Source organism: Halohasta sp. A2, assembly GCF_056175805.1.
Window position 1 is genome coordinate 1 of the sequence record NZ_JAQFWV010000071.1, and the last position, 16446, is coordinate 16446.

19 protein-coding genes are annotated in these 16446 nt (G+C 57.0%); 7 read left to right on the forward strand and 12 right to left on the reverse strand.

What is annotated here, in order from left to right:
* Positions 1 to 172: 172 nt before the first annotated feature.
* The 4 genes from O2S87_RS15170 to O2S87_RS15185 are packed head-to-tail and all read right to left on the reverse strand — an operon-like array spanning position 173 to position 5368.
* Positions 173 to 1684 carry an aldehyde dehydrogenase family protein gene (locus O2S87_RS15170; protein ID WP_475409619.1) on the reverse strand — a complete coding sequence of 504 codons (1512 nt, stop codon included), beginning with the start codon at positions 1682 to 1684 and terminating at the stop codon, positions 173 to 175.
* A complete protein-coding gene (locus tag O2S87_RS15175) occupies positions 1681 to 3048 on the reverse strand; it encodes an NAD-dependent succinate-semialdehyde dehydrogenase (protein ID WP_475409620.1) in 1368 nt (455 codons plus the stop codon). The genes O2S87_RS15170 and O2S87_RS15175 overlap by 4 nt, the downstream gene beginning before the upstream one ends.
* The gene (locus tag O2S87_RS15180; RefSeq protein ID WP_475409621.1) at positions 3045 to 4049 is read right to left on the reverse strand and encodes an agmatinase family protein; all 1005 of its coding nucleotides are present in this window, start codon (positions 4047 to 4049) and stop codon (positions 3045 to 3047) included. The genes O2S87_RS15175 and O2S87_RS15180 overlap by 4 nt, the downstream gene beginning before the upstream one ends.
* Entirely contained in the window at positions 4046 to 5368 is a 1323-nt protein-coding gene (locus O2S87_RS15185; protein WP_475409622.1) for an aspartate aminotransferase family protein, read from the reverse strand. Before O2S87_RS15185 ends, O2S87_RS15180 begins: the two co-directional genes overlap by 4 nt.
* A gap of 123 nt (positions 5369 to 5491) precedes the next feature.
* On the opposite strand from O2S87_RS15185, the gene O2S87_RS15190 reads away from it, so the two are divergent.
* Positions 5492 to 6517, forward strand: coding sequence for an NrpR regulatory domain-containing protein (locus O2S87_RS15190; protein WP_475409623.1), 1026 nt, complete (start codon positions 5492 to 5494; stop codon positions 6515 to 6517).
* Here the strand turns inward: O2S87_RS15190 and O2S87_RS15195 are convergent.
* From O2S87_RS15195 to O2S87_RS15205, 3 genes are read right to left on the reverse strand one after another with little or no spacing between them, the layout of a single operon-like run.
* Positions 6514 to 6741 carry a hypothetical protein gene (locus tag O2S87_RS15195; RefSeq protein WP_475409624.1) on the reverse strand — a complete coding sequence of 76 codons (228 nt, stop codon included), beginning with the start codon at positions 6739 to 6741 and terminating at the stop codon, positions 6514 to 6516. The genes O2S87_RS15190 and O2S87_RS15195 overlap by 4 nt on opposite strands.
* Positions 6738 to 8093 carry a sodium:solute symporter family protein gene (locus O2S87_RS15200; protein ID WP_475409625.1) on the reverse strand — a complete coding sequence of 452 codons (1356 nt, stop codon included), beginning with the start codon at positions 8091 to 8093 and terminating at the stop codon, positions 6738 to 6740. Before O2S87_RS15200 ends, O2S87_RS15195 begins: the two co-directional genes overlap by 4 nt.
* 6 nt (positions 8094 to 8099) lie before the next feature.
* Positions 8100 to 8234, reverse strand: a complete 135-nt coding sequence (locus tag O2S87_RS15205; RefSeq protein WP_475409626.1) for an LPXTG cell wall anchor domain-containing protein — start codon at positions 8232 to 8234, stop codon at positions 8100 to 8102.
* 919 nt (positions 8235 to 9153) lie between these two features.
* Here O2S87_RS15205 and O2S87_RS15210 point away from each other — a divergent pair.
* Entirely contained in the window at positions 9154 to 9357 is a 204-nt protein-coding gene (locus O2S87_RS15210) for a hypothetical protein (RefSeq protein ID WP_475409627.1), read from the forward strand.
* Positions 9358 to 9404: 47 nt separating this feature from the next.
* Here the strand turns inward: O2S87_RS15210 and O2S87_RS15215 are convergent, their stop codons facing one another.
* Positions 9405 to 10184, reverse strand: a complete 780-nt coding sequence (locus O2S87_RS15215) for a DUF8170 family protein (RefSeq protein WP_475409628.1) — start codon at positions 10182 to 10184, stop codon at positions 9405 to 9407.
* Positions 10185 to 10299: 115 nt separating this feature from the next.
* Between O2S87_RS15215 and O2S87_RS15220 the strand changes: the two genes are divergently transcribed.
* Together O2S87_RS15220 and O2S87_RS15225 are read left to right on the forward strand one after the other, a co-directional pair.
* Positions 10300 to 10752 (forward strand): ArsR family transcriptional regulator, encoded by a 453-nt coding sequence (locus O2S87_RS15220; RefSeq protein WP_475409629.1) that lies wholly within the window; start codon positions 10300 to 10302, stop codon positions 10750 to 10752.
* Positions 10753 to 10849: 97 nt separating this feature from the next.
* Positions 10850 to 11962, forward strand: a complete 1113-nt coding sequence (locus tag O2S87_RS15225) for a transposase (RefSeq protein ID WP_475409630.1) — start codon at positions 10850 to 10852, stop codon at positions 11960 to 11962.
* Positions 11963 to 12206: 244 nt separating this feature from the next.
* On the opposite strand, the gene O2S87_RS15230 is transcribed toward O2S87_RS15225, so the two are convergent.
* Positions 12207 to 12470 (reverse strand): DUF8150 family protein, encoded by a 264-nt coding sequence (locus O2S87_RS15230; RefSeq protein WP_475409631.1) that lies wholly within the window; start codon positions 12468 to 12470, stop codon positions 12207 to 12209.
* Positions 12448 to 13050, reverse strand: coding sequence for a hypothetical protein (locus O2S87_RS15235; protein WP_475409632.1), 603 nt, complete (start codon positions 13048 to 13050; stop codon positions 12448 to 12450). The genes O2S87_RS15230 and O2S87_RS15235 overlap by 23 nt, the downstream gene beginning before the upstream one ends.
* 68 nt (positions 13051 to 13118) lie before the next feature.
* Between O2S87_RS15235 and O2S87_RS15240 the strand changes: the two genes are divergently transcribed.
* Positions 13119 to 14225 carry a tetratricopeptide repeat protein gene (locus O2S87_RS15240; RefSeq protein ID WP_475409633.1) on the forward strand — a complete coding sequence of 369 codons (1107 nt, stop codon included), beginning with the start codon at positions 13119 to 13121 and terminating at the stop codon, positions 14223 to 14225.
* The gene (locus O2S87_RS15245; protein WP_475409634.1) at positions 14222 to 15115 is read left to right on the forward strand and encodes a DUF8045 domain-containing protein; all 894 of its coding nucleotides are present in this window, start codon (positions 14222 to 14224) and stop codon (positions 15113 to 15115) included. Before O2S87_RS15240 ends, O2S87_RS15245 begins: the two co-directional genes overlap by 4 nt.
* Before the next feature lies 1 nt (position 15116).
* Here the strand turns inward: O2S87_RS15245 and O2S87_RS15250 are convergent, their stop codons facing one another.
* On the reverse strand, positions 15117 to 15434 hold the full coding sequence (locus O2S87_RS15250; protein WP_475409635.1) for a hypothetical protein: 318 nt from the start codon (positions 15432 to 15434) through the stop codon (positions 15117 to 15119).
* A gap of 186 nt (positions 15435 to 15620) precedes the next feature.
* The gene (gene tnpA / locus O2S87_RS15255; protein WP_475409637.1) at positions 15621 to 16019 is read right to left on the reverse strand and encodes an IS200/IS605 family transposase; all 399 of its coding nucleotides are present in this window, start codon (positions 16017 to 16019) and stop codon (positions 15621 to 15623) included.
* A gap of 42 nt (positions 16020 to 16061) precedes the next feature.
* Here tnpA and O2S87_RS15260 point away from each other — a divergent pair, with 42 nt between their 5' ends.
* Complete coding sequence (locus O2S87_RS15260) at positions 16062 to 16343, forward strand: DUF8045 domain-containing protein (protein ID WP_475409636.1); 282 nt, start codon at positions 16062 to 16064, stop codon at positions 16341 to 16343.
* The last annotated feature ends 103 nt before the right edge of the window (positions 16344 to 16446 follow it).

Below are 16446 nucleotides of genomic sequence, written 5' to 3' on the forward strand. Positions count from 1 at the left end.
GTTGCTGATCTTGATCGTATCGGATAAAATTGAACGTCACGGGTGAATCCTTACGCTGTACAGGATTTTCTGCTAGATAAGGTCTACGTCATGTGAGTTCTCTGCCGATATTTCTTGGACAGGCTCATAATGCCTCTGAAATCGGTCGAAAGGAAGCCGTTGACGGTGTCGACTACTTCAGCGACACGTCTTCGGTCGCTATCGCGACGGTTTTTGACTGACGGTACTCGTCGAGCGTCTCCGCGCCGCACTCCCGTCCGATCCCCGAGCGCTTGTAGCCGCCGAAAGCGAGCCCCGGCGAGAAGCGGGCGTAGTCGTTGATCCAGACTGTCCCGGCTTCAATATCGGCTGCGGCGCGATGGGCCAGCGAGAGGTCCGTCGTGGCGACCGCCGAGGCGAGGCCGTATTCGGTATTGTTTGCTAACTCGATGGCCTCCGCGTAGGAGTCGAACGTGACGACTGACGCGACGGGACCAAATATTTCCTCTTGAGCGAGCCGGTCACCGTTATCGACGCCGTCGAAGATCGTCGGTTCGATGAACCAGCCAGACGCCGGTAGGTCGTCGGCCTCACCACCAGTAACGAGCGTTGCCTCCGACTCCTGACCGATGTCGACGTACTCGCGGACTTTGTCGAACTGTTGTTTGGAGGCGAGTGGGCCGACCATCGTTCCGTCGACCAGCGGATCGCCGAGGGTCCATTCGGCGGCGGCATCGGCGAACAGCTCAATGAACTCGTCGTGGACTTCCTCGTGAACGAGCGTCCGCGAGAGTGCGTCGCAGGACTGACCCGTATTGTAAAAGATCCCCTCGGCGGCGGTGGCGGCCGCAGCCTCCAGATCCGCATCCGGAAAGACAATAAATGGGGATTTCCCACCGAGTTCGAGCGTTACCGGCGTGATGTTCTTCGCCGCCGCGCCCATGACGAGTTCGCCGGTGGCGTCCTCGCCGGTAAACGAGAGCTTGTCGACGTCGGGGTGGCTCGTGAGTGCGCTTCCGGCCTCGTCGCCGAAGCCGTGGACGACGTTCAGCGTTCCCGGTGGGAGGATACCATCGGCAAGCTGTGCGAGACGCGTTGCGGTAAGCGGCGTCTGCTCGGCGGGCTTCAGTACGACGGTGTTGCCTGCGGCCAGCGCGGGGCCGAGCTTCCAGCAGGTCAACAGTACCGGGTAGTTCCACGGAACGATGAGTCCCGCGACGCCGTACGGTTCCGTTCGCGTGTAGGCATGAGTCTCACGGCCCACGGGGACGCGCTCTTCGGTTTCGCCGTACAAGAGATGCGCGTAGTATTCGATGTACTCTATCCCGTCGCGGATCTCGGCGGCCGCGAAGGCGAGTGGTTTGCCCGTATCGAGGCTTTCGAGCAGTGCGAGTTCGTCAATGGCGTCGTCCAGTTGCTCGGACCATGCCAGCAGATGGTCGGCCCGCTCGGTGTGCGAGAGAGCACTCCACGGGCCCTTAAACGCATCTCGTGCAGCGTCGACAGCCAGATCGATCTCCTCGGCCCCACAGCGGGGAACGGTCGTAATTGGGTCGTCGACCACGGGATCCCGGGTTTCGAACGTGTCGTCGGTCGTGTATGCTTCGCCGTCGATCCAGGCGGTGAACGCCGCGCCGCTGGTCGCCTCGGCGATGGCTCGCTCGTGGTTCCGAGCGATATCGTCAGTGAATGTGTATTTTGTCATTGTATCCAGTACGTTTTCGCGTTGGTGAACTCTCTGATGCCGTGTTTCGAGAGTTCCGACCCGTATCCCGACTCCTTGATCCCGCCGAACGGAAGTCGGGGATCGGACGTCGACATCTTGTTTATAAAGGCGGCACCGGCGTCGATTTGTTGCGCGACCCGGCGTCCGCGCTCACGGTCGGTCGTCCACACCGACGCGCTGAGTCCGTACGGCGTGTCGTTGGCCTGTTCTATTGCCTTGGTTTCGTCGTCGACTTCGACGACGGTTGCGACAGGACCGAACAGCTCTTCGGCCCGCGCGGGACAATCGGCGGGTACATCTGTGAGGACCGTCGGCGGGTAGAAGTGCCCCGTCCGATCGAGTGGCTTGCCGCCACACTGGACGGTCGCTCCAGCATCGACACTCGCGGTTACCTGCTCGTGCAAGGTTTCCAGCAGATCCTCACGGGCCTGTGGTCCCACGTCAGTCCCGGGATCGGTCGGGTCACCGACAGTCAGCGATTCCATCCGGTCGACGAACCGGTCGACGAACTCGTCGTAGACAGCCGTGTGGACGAACAGGCGCTTGGCAGCGATACAGGACTGCCCGGAGTTCTGTGTTCGAGCGGTGACGGCCGTCTCGATGGCGTCGTCGAGATCGGCGTCGTTAAGGACGATGTAGGGGTCGCTCCCACCGAGTTCGAGCACGGTCGGTTTGATGTTCCGCCCAGCGGCTGCGGCGACCGCTCGCCCGGCGCGGGTACTCCCTGTTAGGGTGACTGCCTGCACGCGATCGTCGTCAATGACGCCTTCGACGCGTCCGGCCTCGATGCGAAGCGACTGCATGACTCCCTCGGGATACCCCGCCTCACGGAACGCCGAGACGATGGCCGCCGCACAGCCGAACGTCGTCGGTGAGTGTTTCAACAGGGCTACATTGCCAGCGGTCAGCGCCGGAACAGCGAATCGGAACACCTGCCAAAATGGGAAGTTCCACGGCATCACCGCGAGGACGGCCCCGAGCGGCTCGTAGGCGACGTAGGTCTCGGCACCCGGTTCGGCGCCGATCCGTTCGTCCTGGAGGTGGGCGGCGGCCCGCTCGGCGTAGTACTCACAGACCCACGCACACTTTTCGACCTCGCCGACGGCCTGCGAGATCGGTTTGCCCATCTCGTGGGTCATTATTCGGGCGTACTGGTCGACGTTGTCCCGCAACGTCTCGGCGAGGTTCGCGGCGAATTGTTGGCGGGATTCGATCGAGCGCTCCTGCCACGTCTCGAAGGTCTCTACACTGTCCCCAAGGGCCGCTTCAACGGCCACCTCGTCGTGTGGTTCGTAGCTATCGATCTGTTCGCCGGTCGCTGGATTGGTGGTTTCGAACATCATTCTGCGAACTGTCGTTCCAGGAGTGTTACCAACAGGTAGGCAGCCAGCCGCTGGGTTCCCTCGCTGTCATCGAATGCCGGTGCGACTTCCATCAGGTCGGCTGCACCGATGGCGTCGTGTCGACCTAGAATCTCCATGACTTTCAGCGCCTGATCGGCCGAGAGCCCGCCAGGTTCCGGCGTTCCGGTCCCCGGGGCAACGCTGGGGTCGACCGCGTCGATGTCGAAGGTGACGTACACCGCGTCGGTGTCTTCGGCGGCCGAGGCGATGGCGTCCTCAATGACCGGGCCGATCCCACGGCTCGTCACGTCACCCATTGTGTAGAGATCGATGCCAACTTCTTCGGCGAATTCGAAGAAGCCGGGCGACTCGTAGCCACGGATACCAACCTGACTGACGTGTTCGTACTCGCAGTAGTCCGAGTCGGCGATCAGCGCCGTACTTGAACCGTGGAACTCGTCGCCGAAGATCGGGCTCCCCGTGCTTGTATCGGAGTGGGCGTCGATCTGGACGAAGCCGACACTATCGTGGCCTGCGCCTGCTGCAAAGCCGCGGAATGAGGGTGCAGTATAGTAGTGGTCGCCGCCCAACATGACGGGAAACGTTTGTTCGGCGATGGCCCCAATGTGGGTCTCGATGCTCTCGGCGGTCCGCTCGCGGTCGATCGGGAACACCGGCACGTCACCGCAGTCGGCCAGCGAGAGCGCGCTGAAGTCGACCTGACTGCCGGTTCGCATGTTCGTCAGCCCGCCCTTGTAGCCCGACAGATATGCCCACCAGCTGCTGGCCCGTCGGATCGCCTGAGGCCCGTAGCGAGCGCCCGGTCGGTTGCTGACCGCCCCGTCGTAGGGGACGCCGATGACGCCTGCGTCGACGTCACGTAGTTCGTCGATCTCCCGCTGGGGTGCCTGGAGGAAGGTGTCGATCCCGGCATACGGGAGTTGGGTTTGTTGAGGGACTGAACGCGCCCGCCGAGTGAACTCGTTGGATGGCCCGCTCATGCGGTCTCCTCCCGAAGTGCGGTCCGAAGCCCCTCAACGGCCCGCTGAAGCTGCTCTCGATCGATCGTCAGCGGCGGCTGGAATCGCATCACGTTCTTGTGGTAGCCACCGACGCCCATAATGATCCCTTGATCGGTGAGTCGCTCGCCGACGTGTTTGGCGAGGGTTGGATCGGGCGCGGGTGCGACATCCATCGGACCGGTCCCGCTTTCAGGGTCGACCAGCTCGACACCGTGCATGAGTCCGAGTCCTCGTGTATCGCCCACGACATCGAACTCGGCTTCAATCGCTACGAGTTGCTCGCCGAGCCACGCCCCCTGCTCACGTGCGTTGTCGACGATCCCGTTTTGGAGTTCGTCGATCGTCGCTAGTGCGGCCGCACAGGCCACCGGGTTGCCGCCGAACGTCGAGAGATGATCGCCCGACTCGAAGCTGTCAGCGATTGCCGCCGGGGCGGTAAACGCACCTAGCGGGAGTCCGTTGGCGATTCCCTTGGCCTGTGGCATGATATCGGGAACGACATCGAAGTGGTCGACCGCGAACAGCTCGCCGGTCCGCCCGTAGCCGGTCTGGACCTCGTCGACGATGAGGAGTCCCCCGTGGTCGTGTGTGATTTCCTTTACTCGCTGGAGCCAGCCCTCTGGTGGAACAATGATACCACCTTCGCCCATCACTGGTTCGACGACGACCGCCGCCAGATCGCCCGCCGTATGCGTTCCGATGACGCGTTCGATGTCCTCGGCACAGGCGTTCGAACAGGGCCCGCCGTCGCACATCTGACACCGATAAGCGTAGGGTGGGGCGGCGTGGGCCACGTCGTTGATCGTCGGGGCCATATCCTTTTTATATACTTTGTTGCCGGTCAGCGCAAGGCTTCCGAGCGTTCGACCGTGAAATCCCATCTCTAGGGCGATGACTTCCTTGCTACCCGTGTGCTTGCGGGCGAGTTTGATCGCCCCCTCGACGGCTTCAGTCCCGGAGTTGCAAAAGAACGATTTCGTCAGGTTGCCCGGGGTGACCTCGGCGAGCCGCTCACCGAGTTCGGCGACGGTGTCGTTCGGATGGACGTACGAGCAGCCGTGGACGAACTCGTCGAGTTGGGCTTTGGCTGCCTTGACCACGGCCTCGTTGTTGTGGCCGACGTTCGTCACGGAGATGCCCGAAAAGACGTCCAGATACTCGTTGCCGTCGTAGTCCTCAACGGTACAGTCGGATGCACGTCTGACCGGCACGCCGAGGCTCTTCCAGATCGGCATCACGTAGTCGTCGTACTGGGAGACGACATCGTCGTTTCGCGTTTTTGTATTTTCCTTTGACATGGTTTCGACTGATATGGCGGAAATAGATTGCCACCTTATTCGTATTGTTTTTCGGGGGGTCTCTTAACTATTGTGTCGGTCGACGTCGGAAGCTATGAGTGGTCGCCGCGGTATCGGTTCGGCATGACTGAGGATCTCGACAAGCGAACCTACGATCTCTTGCGTCTCATCCGGCGGTACGAGCCGATCGGCTCAATCCGGCTGGTCACGCTCATGGAACGCCACGGCTACTCGATTCAGGGACGGACGATCAGGCTGACCCTCTCGGATCTCGACGAGCGTGGACTGACCGAGAAAGTCCCTGGTAAGGGGCGTCGACTCACGAAATCCGGACACGAGGCGCTTGAAACGGGAAACGTTGGCTCACGCCTCGAACAGATCCGCTCGCGGATCGCCACACTAACGAGCCAAGTGACGTACGACCCGATCGAGGATACGGGCGAGCTCATTTCGGCTGCCGCGTACCTCGATGCGGCAGCTGTCGAGCCGGTGCTGAACGTGCTTGCCGAACTCGACACACATCCGCTGGCGCCCTGTCTGGTCACCGTCAACGAAACCTCGATCACCGAACCCGGTGACTACCGGCTCACGCTTCCGTCCAGTCTCACGCTCGACGGCGTCCTGCTTTCGGGCGGGATCAGCACCCGGCTGGTCACTGGCGGTATCGCTGAGTACGCCCCGCCCGCCAACGCCGACGCCGTCTTCACTGAGGACCCACACGAGACTGGCGGTGCGATCAGACGCTACATCGATGTCATCAGCGGTGAGGACTCCTCGGTCGACATCGTCACGCTTCTGCTTGAAGCCGACCGAACTAATGTGTCGGCGATTCTCGACGGCGATCGCGGCCGTCTAATCATCGACAACCGTGAGTTCCCATTGGCCCGCTATGAGGAGGGTAGAGATCTCGCGTTGGCAACCCGCGAGGCATTGGGCGGCGTCGTCGACCTGCGTCGACCGCGTGAGGACGGTCCGTTTCCGATGGGCAACCCCGGTTGGGAGTTCTGTTCGCTCACGTACAGCGCGATCGCCGAGATCGGTCTCGGGCTTCTGACGGAACGAGAAATGCTGCTCGATTGGACGACACTGTACGAAACACAGCCGAGAAATGAGTTCGAACCCGCTTCGATAGTCGTCGCCGAGTACTAAGCCCCGACGACGATCAGCAGGACAATCCCGACGAAAAACAGCCCCCAAATTCCCAGCGACTGTTTCGTGAGTGCGGCGTCTTCCAACGGAAACAGCTCACCGCTCGCCACGCCTTCCTCGCCGAAGCCTTGCCGTAGGAACCAGTAGACGACGAGCGCCCCAAAGCAGAACTCGGCAATCCAAAACAGTACGAGCATCGCAACGAACATCGATTCAGTCATCATTGTTCCTCACCTCCATCGGCTGCGACAGCCTGTTGTGCGATCTCTTCGAAGTCGAAGTCGTCCGGGCTTGCAAGGCTGATAACTCCCGTAAGCGTCGTAGATGCCAGATGTCCGATCAGCATGACTTCCCAGAGCTTCAGTACTGGAAGGCCGGGAATCGCTGCGACCTCGAACGAGACCAATAGTAGTGATGCAGTAATGAGCTGGCTGCCCACGACACCAGTGATGAACCCAGTGGAGCTTGTTTGTGACCAGAACAGCGACAGCGAAAACGGCCCGACGAGTGCCGTCGCCCCGATTCCCCCGATGAGAAGCAGTTGAATGAAGCTTACACTATCGAGTGCCAACTCGGTTGCGACGAAAATCACGGCCGCGAACACGAGACTGGCGATGCGTGCCACACGGAGCTGCTGGCCGTCGGTGGCGTCGGGTTTGAGCTGGCGGTAGTAGATGTCCCGCGAACAGAGGCTCGCAATAGCAGTCAGATACGAGTCCGTCGACGAGCCGAGCACCATCAGTGCGACGACGAGGAAGACGACCGTCGCCCACCCCGGCAGCAAGCTGAGGGCTTCGATCGCGATGTCGCCGGGGGCCACGTCGGGCAGTGCCGCGAGGCCGACGAAGCCAATCAGGCTGTACATCGCGATCGTCGCGAAGACACCGATTCCGGCAACCGTGAGAAACCGACTCGTTTTGTCGCGCCGAACCGCGAAGATTCGCTGCCACGTCGATAGGCTCACGACACCCCAGACGCCCAATCCGAGCGCGTATGGCAGAAAGAAATCCTCGATGGGCGCGAAGTTCGCCATGCTGAGGAACGTCGCCGATTCCTCACCGAGGTTGGTGACCATATCCTGGTAAACGACGGATGGACCGCCAACAGAGTATATTAGTAGTGGGGCGAAAACGAGCGTCAGCGCGATCGCACTGATAAACTGAACGAAGTCGGTGGTCATAGATCCCCACAACCCGCCGACCAGGATGTAGATCCCGATCACCGTCATCAACAGCGCCATTACGACCGTCGGATCGATGCCCGCCAGGCTGCCGACCACGACACCGCCGACATACAGCTGGATCACGCCACCCAGTACCATCGTGTACAGAATCACGAAAATAACGGCGAGATGGGCGCGCTTGTCGAACCGCTTGATGAAGTACTCGCTGTAGGTCAGGCCTTGCGGGAACAGTTCGCGCATACGGAGTGCGAACGGGATGACGATAAATGAAGAGAGCACAGCGGGGGCAGCGTACATCCATATGCCCGAAACGCCAACGGAGCCGACGTATTCCGGAACACCGAGAATGTCACCGGCCCACATCCACGTCACGGCGAAGCTCGCGGTGGTCAACCCGACCTAAGCGCGACCACCCGCGGTAATGAACTCTTTCGTGTCGACGACATTCTGCCGTCGGAAAATGAAGTAGGCGATCCCGATCATCAAGAGCCCCCAGAGGCCGATGATCGAGTAGCCAACGCCGGAGTTAATCATTCGTCAGCCCACCTTTAGGCCCAGTCTGTGCTTCGACTACCAGTACGACGGTGGAACTAATTTTCCACATTGGAAAGACCACTGTAGAGTGAGTATATATAATTACGGGTCGAGAATCATTATGATATTCATATAGATTGGCCCTAATATCTTCATTATGACCTACCAAGACCTCTATCAAGTGGTCGAAAGCAATATTTTTGTAGTTCTTTGTGATCCACCGGTGTCAATCGAACCATCGCTTCTATCCCGGCAGTCACATACCGGGTTTCGGCGGTGGAATGCGGGAGCCACACCAGCACCCACGTCGACGCACCGAACTATACCAAGCCGGATGGTTAGAACATCGATGTGATCGGCGTGGATCGGTTCGCCCTTCAATGCGGTCCTGATTGACTGTCGCGGACCTAGACCCACTTGTTGACTTATTCGGGCTCTGCACTCCAGGAATATATCTGGCTCATCACTATGCGGAGCCTCTGAAGGAAGTGGCCAAAACTGATGATGAAAAGCAAAACGATACCGATGTTGATGATGCCTAAGCGAGTTTAGATGACGTAGATGGTGATAACAGGGGTGAATCCTATGACTGACAAGCAACCCATTTGATCCGTCTCCGAAATACGCTTTATGCGAATCACTATCGAACACGAACTCATCGTCGACACGCAAGAACGCCAAGTACTCCAAAGTCTCTTTGATCCCCTGACGAATCGTATCCGTCCGAGTACTGTTCTTCACTTCAGTGATGAAGTACGCCCGCCCATCACTCCCTGCTGAGTTTATATACACTCTGTTGATCGGTGTGTAATGAACAAGAATACTGAACATACACAATGAACATCAGTAAGACCCATTACCGGTACCGACAAAGCGTGGCCTCAAGTGGCATTGTGTTATAGTTTTGGAGGAAAGGGTATTGGAGAGAGCCCACGTTACGGTCGACGATCCCTGTAAGGTTATTCACAAGCGGTTCGTCCCACGTGGACAGGACCCCGAAATTACGCTGGGGGTAGTCATCGGGCTCACGCAGCGTGTTGTAGATTACCGCAAGCAACCGCTTCAACACGAGATTCTCACCGGTGTCGTAATCGTTCAACTCAACGACCAGTTCGGTTCTTAAACGTACTTAACTAGACAGTACCATCTTAAGAATAAGATCATCTTCTACTATTGTTCCCAGCCAGGTCTGGGCGACCCTGGAAGCTCGTCCGTTGCATCAAGGAGCTCATCCACAGTTGTCCACGAATAACACCGCCCGTGGAGTTCGAAGAGGCGAAAATCGTTCAAGTGTACCCAGCTGTACGAGGGATCGTCGATTTGCTGTTCTTTGAGCTTACTCGTCACGTCGTCGACTGTGATGTCGATACCAGCGTGCTCTGCCCGGCCGACGAGTGTCTCGAGTTCTGCAGCTTTCGTCTCCTCGTCGACGTCCGTGGCAGCCATAATCTGTGCCCCAGCAGCGATCACGTCGCGTGCTTCTGTGAGATTCTCTTCCATTTCCCAATAGAACGCGCGGGGGAAGGCGTACGATTTCTCGAAATACTCGGTTTCACCAAGTTTGCCGAGTTCGTTGACTTCGCCACCTGCATCCTGTTCGAAGACGGCGGCGATGTAGTCACTGAGCGTTGCTGTGATGTGAAATTTGACGCGGAATTCGGGGAGGCGTGGGATGTCGATGTCGGTAAGATCGCCGATGAGAAACGCGTACGTTCCATAGCGACGGTTCAATCGATCGCTGACTGCCCGCACACGGCGGAGATATGGATCACGATAGCTTCCGAGGACGAGATAGGCAGTCTGGTCGCGATCGTAGATTGCAGGCGTCTCACTGTTGGCCCACGACAGAATCTGCGTCGCTTCGGTGGCCCCGACGTCGAGACCCTTTAGTGCCCGCTGTACGGCTGCCATGATGTTGCCTGCGTTTGGGGGGACAGACGGACCACTCATACTTTTGAACACATTTGACCGGGTCATAGTCGTTTCTAATTGACTCAGTAAAACAGCGATTTTATTGACTTAGTTGACCCAAAGCATTATGGAGTCGAGAAGACTATCTTGAGGTATGAGCCACACGGCCCCGAGGGGATTCGAGGACCCGTTTGCAGAGCAGCGAAAAATGCGTGAGCTGCTCTCACAAGAGACTCGGCACCTGATCATCCAATTAATCCTTGGTCATCCGTCTCACCTTGTGTCGCTGGCCGAGCTTGACTACATGATTCCGAAGAACGAGGCAGCTATCCTTGATCAGCTTGAACGACTTCGAGAGGCGGGTATGCTTGACGTCTACGTTCACGAACCGAATGCGTCGACGCGGAATCTTCCTTCGAAGTTCTGGGGGCCGACCGAACGCGGTGTCGAGATTCTGTATGAGCACAACTTCCTCCGAGGTGTCCCGATAGCACGCGCGGTCTATGAGGAGACAGAACAATCTGAGCGGGTGCTGCGTCATGAAGGGGCACCGCGACCAGAGCTTCCTGAGGCAGTCACTGATGCCCTCGAATTTGACGAGCCCTAGTCAGAGACAATGAACACTCATTGACATCCTCCCCGCGCTAAACAGTAGTTGCCGAACCTAAGTGAGACTCTTGACGCTGGGCTGCGTTGTTCGAAAGATGGTTGAGACGGCTGAGGCAAGACAGGTCTGTCGTGCGGCTTCGACGTTGCTGTTCCCGGAACTGGATTTCGATGTGAAACAGTGCGGTGAATACACGAGAGAGGATTTTGGCGAAATCCTCTCTCGTATCGCCTTCGATCACGAGTTCGCAAACACGGGGGGTAAAACGCTCCAACTTGACCGTGACGAGCAAGTGGGCGTCACGTCCACTGCTCGGAACCCACTCGCTAAATCACTCTTGTATCACTTACGAAACCTCTCAACGGACGCCATCGACGACCAGTTCGATGGCGTCCGTGATCGATTGTTCGAAGTCCTTCGATCGCAGCGTCGACTTCCTGCGTTCGTCGATGTTGCCATCGATCTTCACGAGTGGCGGTTCTACGGATCTGCTGACACTGACCACGTGATAACGACGTATCCTGATCTCGGAACGAACAGAGCATTTTGCTTCGCAACGCTGTGCATTGTTGCACCACATACGCGGTTTACCCTTGAGGTGGTGCCGATGGACGCGACCGGCTTTCGCGCCAAGCGCGAAGCCGTTCGCTCCTTACTCAAAACCGCACAACAGTACGTCTCAATTCGGCACGTCTACCTAGATCGTGGATTCTATCAAGTCCATGTCGTTGCTGAGTTAGAACAACTGGGCGTTGATTATATTGTACGTGCACGACCGAGTGGTGGTATGAAAGACCGCCTCAGCGCCAGCGCTGAGACGGTCGCTGACGAGTACACGATGCAGCGAAACCGCAAACCAACGGCGTCAGTAGATGTCACAGTCTTTGCGGTTCCACACCGTACGGACGAAGATGAGCACGTCTGGTTCGTGACGAGTTTAGACGTAGATGCTTCGACAGCGAAAGCGTACGCGGCGGCGTTCCGCCGCCGCTGGGGGATCGAAACCTCGTATCGACAGATCGGTGATTTCCTCCCGAGAACGTCGTCGCCGACGTTTTCAGTGCGGTTGTTCTATTTTCTGTTCGCGGTTTCGCTGTACAATCTCTGGGTGCTAGCTAACCTCTTACTCTCGGCTGGAAGAATTCCAAAGACACCTCAGATCTCGACACGGATCTTCCGCAGATTCGTTCTCTTGACAGACTACGGTTGAGGACACACTCAGATCCGACCGGGATGACCGGTGAGTACGCCCTTTTTCCAGAGACATCGCTCGGGAACGCCGCCGACGCGGCGTTCCCTCGCTCTCTGAGTGAATTCGTCACAGCGTAATCTACTGCGATATCGTGTGTTTTGAACGCAACAGCTCAGTTTACGCGGAGCAGAATGTGATTCGGCAACTACTGTGAACGGCGGGATTCTCTCCTTGCAGAAAGATAGTTGTTGAATGTATTCGTTCACTTCGACTCGGTCTCTGACTTGTCTCTTACTTCGAGGATCTCTGCCGCGACGTCTTTCACGTGCTGTTGGTGGGATGCTGAGGTCTGGACGCCCTGGGCTGCATCAAGCTGGTCGTTGACGACCGCATTCTGCTGTGGTCCCCATGTCTCGGGGGGCTTTGCTCTGATGTATTCGACCCACCGCTTGATGCCCTCAATGCGCTGCTCACGATTGCGTTCGTGTTTCGCATCGAGGTGGTCAGGCGCGCTTGAGTTGCTCATATTCGGCTTCGACGTTGAGTCGCGTTACCCAGTCTTCAAGCCGAGAGACACTAAGACTTTCCTCGAAGAGCGTGTAGAGGTGGACCGCATCCTCGACATCCTTCTGTGCCCCGAGGTAGAGCTTGTATGCGATCTGGAGTTCTAACGGACCGATCGGAATCACGTCGTCGCTGATTCGAGCCGTGATCGCGTTTTCGAGAGACGCACGGTCAAATTGGTCGCGTGCAAATTTGACTTCGAGATGTGGCGTAATCTGGTCGTTCGGCGCGACCCAGATGTTGTCGCCGTTGTTGAGCATCTCATATATCGATGTGAGTGGCATTGCCGGGCCCCAGAACCCTGTTTCGTCGAGTATCGCGGCGAGTTCTTCGGCCGTCTCCTCGTCGATGTGTTCGATAAGAACATCAACGTCCTCGGTGGAGCGCGCCCGACCAGCAAGTATGGAGACGTAGCCTGCGATGTAGACGTGGTTGATGTCGAACTGAGCAAGCACGTGGGAGAACTCGATCGCCAACTCATCGAGCCGGTTCGGTTCTCGTTCGACGACGAGTGTTCCATTTCGTAGTTCGATCCCGCCCATAGAGCTTCGTTAGCAGGTATGCACATAACACCTGTTTGTTTTTGCACTCTCATACGTAGGCCCAACTAATGAGCGATTTTCGCTACTGCGAGCAAACTTTCGAGGAAGAGACTGCACTCCGAGAGCATCTCTACGAGGCCCACGAAGACGATGAATTGAGTCGAATCGACCGAAAGCGTGTCGAGCAATACGTTGACGAACACATTGTAGATGAGAGTCGTAGCGACGAGAACATAGAAGCCGACCAAACCAGCTCGCGTGAACACCAAATCGCCGATACATCAGATGGGTCCTATCCCACTGATGCGTGGGAACGCAGCGATCTCAAGGCACTCTCGACGGACGAAATCGTTGCGAAACTCACAGATCTCGGAATCGAAACGAGCGAGACAACGTTTCGGAACCGGGTAGTGAACCTCAATTCAGCGACCGCACTTTCCGACCAGTGGGAAGCTGAATACGAGCTCGACGTTGCTGGCTACGATCACGACTTCGTCTGGATGGCGGCAGAAGAACTCTGGGAACGCTGGACGCCCGAGATTCCGAACAAAGAACGGATCTACGACTTCGTGCAGGACGGACGTGATCTCCGAGAGAAGGGAAACCGCGCTGTAGCCTGCGATCAGTGGCTGACTGCCTGGGAGTATATTCTCGCCATCATACCTGACGGCAGTACAACCATCGAAGAGGCAGACCAAGCGGTACCGACGTTCCTCTCGCTTGAACCGTTCATTCGATCCCTCGACAGTGATCTTGCCACCGTCGCTGAGGAGGATCCGGTCTACCATGAGCATCGACTCGAGTTCTGTCGGGAGGTCTGCGAGCAGTTCGTAGACGCAGACGACGAGTTCCTACTCGATTTTCGCCACTTTATCGCCGACTCACTCGCAGAACTGGACAGAATAGCTGCCAGTCGAGCCGAGTTCGAAGCGCTCATCGAGGAGTATCCTGAAGACCCGTGGGCATACAAGAAACTCGCCGATAGCTACTGGCTCGATGACCCAGATAGACTATCGGCCGACAAGATGAAAAGCACTGCAGAACTGTACCGAGCGGCGCTGGATGTCGAGGGCCCTCTCGAAGGAGCATCGATAGTAGCCGACCGTCTCGAAGAAGTCGAAGCTCGGCTGGCTGACGTGGAAACATCCGACGAAACGGGAGCTGAAGAAGCATGAAGCTTCGTTACTATGCAGACACACCGAATTTTGACGATCACGAACAAATCATCGACCTTCTGTACACGATTTATGACAAGTACGGTATCACAGTCGAGATTGAGCGAGTAACCAATCGCTATGGGGAGATCCAGGTCTTCCCGGGAACCATACGCGAGGGTTCGCCGGAAGATGTCTACGACCGTGATTTCCACTACAACCGCACGCTCGGGTCGAACATCGACGAATCGCCGTCACAGGCGTTCAAAGCCAGTGGTCGACACGTCGATATCGATGGGTACGTTGGTATCATTGACGACGGACTCGTCTGGGCGACAACCCATTGTGGTGATCCAATCGGCTATGGTCCAGATGTCGAGGCTACGGACACGACACTCGGATTTCTCGATCAGGTCGTCAATCACGGGCCGGAAGCGATCGAAGAGAAGTACATGGACGAAGACGAACGCGAGCGAACCGCCATTGAGCAGTTCCTCGCAGCAGACGTTGTTGAGGGCACTGTTCATCGAGATGTTGTTGTCGGGGGAGCCCAACTCCCCGACTCGCCTGCACATACGGTGGATAGTTCTGTCGGCGAGATAATCACTCGGACAGTCGATGCCATCATTGAAACCGACGAGAGTGACTGGATCGTCCAGACGGCGAAAACCTTCGAGGCGTCGACGTTCGATACTGTCCTCGGGCAAGTCCTCGTTCGCGATCGACTCTATCGTCTCGATCCGGACAACAATACGGACACGACTCTCGCACTCGTGTTCAACACGGTTCCTTGGGAGCTCGATATCGACGCTGTTCAGGCGACAGTAGATCAGTTGATTAGGATATCACACGGAGTAGATATTCGTGTGTTTGTCGGTCGCGATGGAACATTCAAGCAGGTTACCGAGTGAGTCAAAATCCGGCCTTCTTGAGTTCATCAAGAAATGCTGGTCGATTCGAATGTTCTTCTTTCAGGAACTCGACGAACTCTTCGAACCGGCCGTCAGAAACCAACTCCTCCATCGTCTCTAAGTGATCTGCAATTTCCTGGTAATGACGACGTCCCGTCTCACCGGCGGCAAACGGAATCAACTGTTCTCGGTACATCTGGAAATACTCGATCGGATCGACTGTTGCGACCGGGTCCTGATAGCGGCGAATCCACGATAGATTCTCTGTTTCCTTCAGTTCGAAGAATGCCTTTTCCAAATCCATCTCGTGGACGTACATAGAGATCAACCGTTGTCGGTCTCTCTGGTGAAGTTCACGCTCGAACTCCCTGTATATCGAGTCCCATTCCCCATCGGTACTAGCCTGTTGTAGTTCGTCGTAGGCGTCCCATTCGGAGTGATCTAACTGGTTTCAAGGGCGAGTTCCCCGCGTCACCGGACGCGGGGGTGAAGCCCGACACACCGCTTAGTGTTCAGTCTGTTCGATGTACCGCTGAACCACTTCTTCGGATACCGCACCCGTTGTCCCGACGTAGTATTCTACCTTCCAGAATCCGCCGCCCCAGAAGTACGACTCGCGGATTTCAGGACGCTGTTCGAGGATGTGCTTTCCAGAGTATGACTTGAATTGTCGAGCAACATCCGCTGGGCTGTATTTTGGGTCAGTCTGGACAAACAAGTGTACGTGGTCATCCGCGATTTCGAGGGCGAGTATTTCGTGTCCGAAGTGGTTGGCTGTCTCCGTGAACAACTCTGCCACCTCGTCTTGGACAAGTCCCAGTACGGGGTGTCGGTACTTCGGACACCACACGAAATGATACTTACACGAACTAATCGAATGTGCGTGACTCCGATATTCTCCCATCCTAATCCCTACTTTTATTATCATTTCATTGACAACAGCGACTTGACCGCAAATGTTGAACGGACACCAACATCGGAATTCCAGAGAGATATTGATGTTGCCGGTCATGTTGCTGTCGTCGATAACGGGGTCAAGTGGGTCTCAACTCTTCAGGGGGATGCGTATGGCCATGGCCCCGGTGCTGAAGATCAGACACCTATTGATTTTTTGTCAGATGTGGCTGAATCGCCAAGTAATCGAATCTGTGTCGATTGTGTTGAACTGCTGGACGGTGGTGACATCCTCGCCCGCCGTGAACGGCTGTCTCTTACCCACAAGTTCTAACGCCGTAGCTGACCAATCAACTCCAGTAAATGGGACGCTGTTCGCGGAGCTGGCGATCAAAAGCTGATGAAGATGGACAGCTGTGTGACATGAATGTCTCTGG

Excerpts from the sequence above, each read along its gene's own strand:
- O2S87_RS15195 (WP_475409624.1), bottom strand. The coding sequence starts at position 6,741 with ATGATGACTGAATCGATGTTCGTTGCGATGCTCGTACTGTTTTGGATT.
- O2S87_RS15175 (WP_475409620.1), bottom strand. The coding sequence starts at position 3,048 with ATGATGTTCGAAACCACCAATCCAGCGACCGGCGAACAGATCGATAGC.
- O2S87_RS15235 (WP_475409632.1), bottom strand. The coding sequence starts at position 13,050 with ATGGGCGGGATCGAACTACGAAATGGAACACTCGTCGTCGAACGAGAA.
- O2S87_RS15240 (WP_475409633.1), top strand. The coding sequence starts at position 13,119 with ATGAGCGATTTTCGCTACTGCGAGCAAACTTTCGAGGAAGAGACTGCA.
- O2S87_RS15245 (WP_475409634.1), top strand. The coding sequence starts at position 14,222 with ATGAAGCTTCGTTACTATGCAGACACACCGAATTTTGACGATCACGAA.
- O2S87_RS15220 (WP_475409629.1), top strand. The coding sequence starts at position 10,300 with ATGAGCCACACGGCCCCGAGGGGATTCGAGGACCCGTTTGCAGAGCAG.
- O2S87_RS15230 (WP_475409631.1), bottom strand. The coding sequence starts at position 12,470 with ATGAGCAACTCAAGCGCGCCTGACCACCTCGATGCGAAACACGAACGC.
- O2S87_RS15190 (WP_475409623.1), top strand. The coding sequence starts at position 5,492 with ATGACTGAGGATCTCGACAAGCGAACCTACGATCTCTTGCGTCTCATC.
- O2S87_RS15225 (WP_475409630.1), top strand. The coding sequence starts at position 10,850 with ATGGTTGAGACGGCTGAGGCAAGACAGGTCTGTCGTGCGGCTTCGACG.
- O2S87_RS15170 (WP_475409619.1), bottom strand. The coding sequence starts at position 1,684 with ATGACAAAATACACATTCACTGACGATATCGCTCGGAACCACGAGCGA.
- O2S87_RS15205 (WP_475409626.1), bottom strand. The coding sequence starts at position 8,234 with ATGATTAACTCCGGCGTTGGCTACTCGATCATCGGCCTCTGGGGGCTC.
- O2S87_RS15180 (WP_475409621.1), bottom strand. The coding sequence starts at position 4,049 with ATGAGCGGGCCATCCAACGAGTTCACTCGGCGGGCGCGTTCAGTCCCT.
- O2S87_RS15215 (WP_475409628.1), bottom strand. The coding sequence starts at position 10,184 with ATGAGTGGTCCGTCTGTCCCCCCAAACGCAGGCAACATCATGGCAGCC.
- tnpA (WP_475409637.1), bottom strand. The coding sequence starts at position 16,019 with ATGGGAGAATATCGGAGTCACGCACATTCGATTAGTTCGTGTAAGTAT.
- O2S87_RS15250 (WP_475409635.1), bottom strand. The coding sequence starts at position 15,434 with ATGTACGTCCACGAGATGGATTTGGAAAAGGCATTCTTCGAACTGAAG.
- O2S87_RS15185 (WP_475409622.1), bottom strand. The coding sequence starts at position 5,368 with ATGTCAAAGGAAAATACAAAAACGCGAAACGACGATGTCGTCTCCCAG.